General features: G+C 73.9%; 3 protein-coding genes and 1 pseudogene. 3 read left to right on the plus strand and 1 reads right to left on the minus strand.

All coding sequences use genetic code 11. From position 1 onward, the window contains the following. A pseudogene (locus tag AC3WUG_RS19250) lies at nt 1-368 on the minus strand (hypothetical protein); the annotation flags it as partial. A gap of 469 nt (nt 369-837) precedes the next feature. Between AC3WUG_RS19250 and AC3WUG_RS19255 the strand changes: the two are divergent. From AC3WUG_RS19255 to cydD, 3 genes are read left to right on the plus strand one after another with little or no spacing between them, the layout of a single operon-like run. Continuing rightward, nucleotides 838-2,322: a cytochrome ubiquinol oxidase subunit I gene (locus AC3WUG_RS19255; RefSeq protein ID WP_492329144.1), complete on the plus strand. Its 1,485-nt coding sequence runs from the start codon at nt 838-840 to the stop codon at nt 2,320-2,322. A 12-nt stretch (nt 2,323-2,334) separates the two neighbouring features. Beyond that, entirely contained in the window at nt 2,335-3,417 is a 1,083-nt protein-coding gene (gene cydB, locus AC3WUG_RS19260; protein ID WP_492329145.1) for a cytochrome d ubiquinol oxidase subunit II, read from the plus strand. A 15-nt stretch (nt 3,418-3,432) separates the two neighbouring features. Further along, entirely contained in the window at nt 3,433-5,286 is a 1,854-nt protein-coding gene (gene cydD / locus AC3WUG_RS19265) for a thiol reductant ABC exporter subunit CydD (protein ID WP_492329146.1), read from the plus strand. Nucleotides 5,287-5,390 lie beyond the last annotated feature (104 nt).

A 5,390-nucleotide genomic window follows, 5' to 3' on the forward strand; every position in this document is an offset into this window, starting at 1 on the left:
GCGGGCGCGGCGGGCGCCTCGGCGGCGGGCGCGGCGTCGGCGGGCGCGGCGTCGGTCACGGCCTCGGCGGGCTCACCGGCGGCCGCGGCGCCCTCCTCCGCGGCGGCAGCCTCGGCCGCCTTCTGCGCGGCCGTCTTGCGGGGCGCCCGGCGGCGCACCGGCTTGGCGGGCGCCTCCTCCGCGGGCGCGGCGGCGCCGTCGCCGACGGTGAAGTCCAGCGTGTCGGCCGCGGGCTCCGCGGCCTTGGTGGCCCGCGTGGCGCGGGTCCGGGTGGTGCGCTTGCGGACGGGCGCGGCGGTCTCGGCCGGCGCGTCACCACCCGTCTGCGCTGCGGTGGTGGTGCTGTCCGAGGTGTTGTCGAGCGTCACGCGCGGTGCTCCTGCACGCCCGGGTACGCCGGCCACACGCTCGGCGCCCTCGGGCCGTCGGTCGTCGCTCGCGGATCCGCGGCGACGGAAGTCGTCGGTGTCGGCCGCTGCACAGGCGTTCGGCGCCATCGCCTGCCTGGCGGCACGAGCCCCTGGATCGGGGTCGGCCGGCCGGCGGCGCCTGGCAGCGCGATGCGCTGGTGCGGCGAGCACGGTGGCGCCCGGGGTGTGTGGATCCCGGGAGACCGGAGCCAGTATCGCACAGAGGTCCGCCGGACGTGCGGTAGGTCACGCTCGTGAAACCAGTCACAACGAGACGACATCGCGTCAGATCGCGGGACCTTTGTCCTACGCTTGTGAATCGGGGCGCAATACCGTCGACGGGCGGCCCTGACCTGGGCCGTTCGACCCTCCCCCAGTCAGCCGCGCCCCCACCACCACTCGCCTCAGCACCTGGACGGACACCCCCGTGGAAGCCCTCGACCTGGCACGCTGGCAGTTCGGTGTCACCACCGTCTACCACTTCATCTTCGTCCCGCTGACGATCGGCCTCACCCCGCTCGTCGCGATCATGCAGACCATCTGGGTCCGCACCGGCAACGAGACCTGGCTCCGCCTGACCAAGTTCTTCGGCAAGCTCATGCTGATCAACTTCGCGATCGGCGTGGCCACCGGCATCGTGCAGGAGTTCCAGTTCGGCATGAACTGGTCCGAGTACTCCCGGTTCGTCGGCGACGTCTTCGGCGCCCCGCTGGCCATGGAGGCCCTCGCCGCCTTCTTCGTGGAGTCCACGTTCCTCGGCCTGTGGATCTTCGGCTGGGACAAGCTCCCCAAGAAGATCCACCTGGCGTCGATCTGGGCGGTCGCGATCGCGACCAACCTCTCCGCGTACTTCATCCTCGCCGCCAACTCGTGGATGCAGCACCCGGTCGGCACCACCTTCAACACCGAGACCGGCCGCGCCGAGATGACCGACGTCGTCGCGGTGCTCACCAACAGCACGCTGCTGGCGGCGTTCCCCCACACCGTCACCGCCGCGTTCCTCACCGCCGGCACCTTCGTCGCGGGCATCGCCGCCTGGTGGATGGTCCGGCTCGTGCGCAACGGCGACAGCGAGAAGGCCCGCACGGTCTACCGCCCCGCCGTCATGCTCGGCGTGTTCACCATGCTCATCTCGGGCGTCGGCCTCGGCATCACCGGCCACGCGCAGGGCCAGCTCATGTTCGAGCAGCAGCCCACCAAGATGGCCGCGGCGGAGGCGCTCTGCGAGACCGAGGACGGCGCGGCCTTCTCGATCCTCGCGATCGGCGACCTCACGAACAACTGCGACGGCGTCGCGCACCTCATCAGCATCCCGGGCCTGACCTCCTTCCTCGCGAACAACGACTTCACGTCGCGCATCGAGGGCGTCAACGACCTGCAGGAGCGCTACGAGGAGCAGTACGGCGAGGGCGTCAACTACATCCCCGACCTCACCGTCACCTACTGGGCGTTCCGCCTGATGATCGGCCTCGCCGCCGGCTCCGTGGCGCTCGCGCTCGCCGCGCTGTGGTTCACGCGCAAGGGCCGGGTCTCGGACAGCAAGTGGCTCGCCCGCATCGCGATCTGGGCCATCCCGACCCCGTTCCTGGCCTCGTCGTTCGGCTGGATCTTCACCGAGATGGGCCGCCAGCCCTGGGTGGTCTACCCGGCGCCGGGGGGCGTCGACGGCGTCTGGCTGCTCACCGAGCGCGGTGTCTCCGAGGTGGTCAGCCCGACCACCGTGGTCATCTCGATGGTCGCGTTCACGCTCGTCTACGGCGTGCTGGCGGTGTTCTGGTTCCGCCTGATGAAGCGGTACGCCGTCGAGGGCGTCGCGGACACCGAGAAGGACTACTCGCCCGACAACCCCGACAACCAGCCCGACCCGAGCGACCCCGACGCGGCCGAGCGCCCGCTGTCGTTCGCGTACTGAGAGGAGGCGGTCATGGATCTCCCCGTCATCTGGTTCCTGCTGATCGCGGTCCTCTGGACCGGCTACCTCGTGCTCGAGGGCTTCGACTTCGGCGTCGGCATGCTGCTGCCGTTCCTCGGCCGCAAGGACAAGGACCGCCGGGTCATGATCAACACCATCGGCCCGGTGTGGGACGGCAACGAGGTGTGGCTGCTCACCGCCGGCGGCGCGACGTTCGCCGCGTTCCCCGAGTGGTACGCGACCCTGTTCTCCGGCTTCTACCTGCCGCTGCTGCTCATCCTGGTCGGCCTGATCTTCCGGATCGTGTCGTTCGAGTGGCGCGGCAAGATCAACACCGACCAGTGGCGACGGTGGGCGGACCGGGGCATCATGCTCGGCTCCTACCTCCCGGCGTTCCTCTGGGGCTGCGCGTTCGCCAACCTGGTGCGCGGCGTCGAGCTGGACGCGAACCACCAGTACGTCGGCGGGTTCTGGGCGCTGCTCACCCCGTTCTGCCTCCTCGGCGGCGCGGTGACGATGCTGCTGTTCCTCACCCACGGCGCCGTGTTCCTGGCGCTCAAGACGTCGGGCGAGATGCGCGAGCGGTCCGGCGCGCTGGCCGCGAGGCTCGCCCCGATCACGCTCGTCGTCACGGCGGCCTGGGCGATCTGGGCGCAGGTGGCCTACTCGGTGGCCTGGACCTGGGCCGTCGTGGCCGTCGCGGCGGCCGCCCTCGTCGCCGTCGTCGTCACGACCCGCGCGCGCCGCGAGGGCTGGGCGTTCGTCTGGTCCGCCGTCGTCATCGTCGCGGCCGTCGTGCTGATCTTCGGCTCGATGTACCCGGACGTCATGCCGGCGTTCGACCCGGCGAACTCGCTGACCATCTGGAACGCGTCCTCGACGGACTACACGCTGACGATCATGACCTGGGTGGCCGTGATCCTCACCCCGGTCGTCCTGCTCTACCAGGGCTGGACGTACTGGGTGTTCCGCAAGCGCATCTCGGCCGAGCACATCCCGGAGCACACCGGGCTGACGTTCGCCGCGGTGCTGCCGACGACCGGCGCGTCCACCGGCCACGGGGGCACCTCCCCCGACGGCTCGACCCGCGCCTGAGGGACGATCGACCGCGTGAAGCCGCTCGACCCGCGCCTGCTCCGGTACGCCCGCGCCGCCCGGGGGTACCTGGCCCTGACCGTCGCCCTCGGGCTGGTCACGGCCGGCCTGGTGATCGCCCAGGCGATCCTGCTCGCGCAGGTGCTCGCCGCCGCCGCGCACGACGGGGCCACGCTGCCCGACCTGCTGCCGCGGGTCGGGTGGCTGGCCGCCGTCGTCGCGGCGCGGGCCCTCGCCGTCGGCGTGCAGGAGCGGTACGCGCACCGGGCGGCGACCCGCGCGGTCGCCGAGCTGCGCGAGCAGGTCGTCGCCCGCGCCGCCGCCCTCGGCCCGCGCTGGCTGGCCGAGGGCGAGGGCGCGCGCGTCGTCACGCTGGCGACCCGCGGGCTCGACGCCCTCGAGCCCTACTTCGTGAAGTACCTGCCGCAGCTCGTGCTGTCGGCCACCGTCACCCCCGCGGTCCTGGTCGTGATCCTCGACCTCGACTGGGTGTCCGCCGCCATCGCGGCGGGGACGATCCCCCTGGTGCCGATCTTCATGGTCCTCATCGGGCACCTGACCCAGGGCCGCTCCGAGCGCAGCCTCCGGGTGATGCAGCGCCTCGGCTCCCAGGTGCTCGACCTCGTCGCCGGGCTGACCACCCTGCGCGCGTTCGGGCGGGAGCGCGGCCCCGCGAAGCGGGTGCAGGCGCTCGGCGACGCGCACCGGCGCGCCACGATGGGCACCCTGCGGGTCGCGTTCCTCTCCGGCATGGTGCTGGAGCTCCTCACCACCCTGGCCGTCGCCCTGGTCGCCGTCGGCATCGGCCTGCGGCTGGTCTACGGGCACCTCGACCTGACGACCGGGCTCGCCGTGCTGGTCCTCGCCCCCGAGGTGTACCTCCCGCTGCGCCAGGTCGGCGCGCAGTTCCACGCCTCCACCGACGGCGTCGCCGCGGCCGACCAGGTGTTCCGGGTCCTCGAGACCCCGGTCCCCGCCGCGGGCACCGCCCCGGCCCCCGACCTGCGCGGCGCGACCGTGCGGCTGCGCGGCGTCACCGTCCGCGCCCCGGGTCGCGACCTGCTCGCGCCCGCCGGCCTGGACCTCGAGCTGGCGCCCGGCCGCACCGTCGCCGTCACCGGCCCGAGCGGCGCCGGCAAGTCCACCACCGTCGACGTGCTGCTCGGCCTGCTCCGGCCGGACGCCGGCACCGTCGAGCTCGTCGGCGCCGACGGCCGCGTCGTGCCGCTCGCCGACGTCGACCCCACCACCTACTGGCCGCAGGTCGCCTGGCTGCCGCAGCGGCCCGTGCTCGACCCGGCATCCGTCGGCCGGCTCGTGTCCGGCGCCGAGGACGCCGAGCTCGACGCCGCCGCGCGGGCCCGCCGCGACGAGGCCGCGGCCCTCACCGGGCTCGACGCGGTGGTCGCGGACCTGCCCGACGGCTGGGACACCGACCTCGGCCGCGGCGGCGCCGGCCTCAGCGTCGGCCAGCGGCAGCGGGTGGCGCTCACCCGGGCGCTGCTGTCGGACGCCCCGCTGGTCGTCCTCGACGAGCCCACCGCGCACCTCGACGCCGCCGGCGAGCGCGTCGTGCTGGCGACGGTCCGGGCGCTGGAGGCCGCCGGGCGGACCGTGCTGCTCGTCGCGCACCGGCCGTCGCTGATCGCGCTCGCCCACGAGGTGGTCACCGTGCGGTCCGCGCCGCTGCCCGCCGCCGAGCGGGCTGCGGCCGACCGCGGCGGCACCGACCGGCCCGCCGCCGACCCGGACGAGGCGCCCCGCGCCGGCGCCGCCGTCGCCCGCCTCGGCGCCGCGGAGTCGGCTCTCGTCACCACCGCCGGGGTCTCCGGCACCGCCGCCCCGGCCCCCGGGGAGGGCGCCCGATGAGCACCGCGACCACCGACCCGCGCTCTGCCGCCGATCCCGCCGCCGGCGCGGCCGCGGGTGCCGCGCCTGTTTCTTCTACACACCTGACGCTGCCGACGAAGGCC

Source organism: Cellulomonas sp. EB106-03-03-XG116, from assembly GCF_058792015.1.

Bases quoted from the DNA above. Each gene is read 5' to 3' on its own strand.
- cydB (WP_492329145.1), top strand. From the start codon at position 2,335: ATGGATCTCCCCGTCATCTGGTTCCTGCTGATCGCGGTCCTCTGGACC.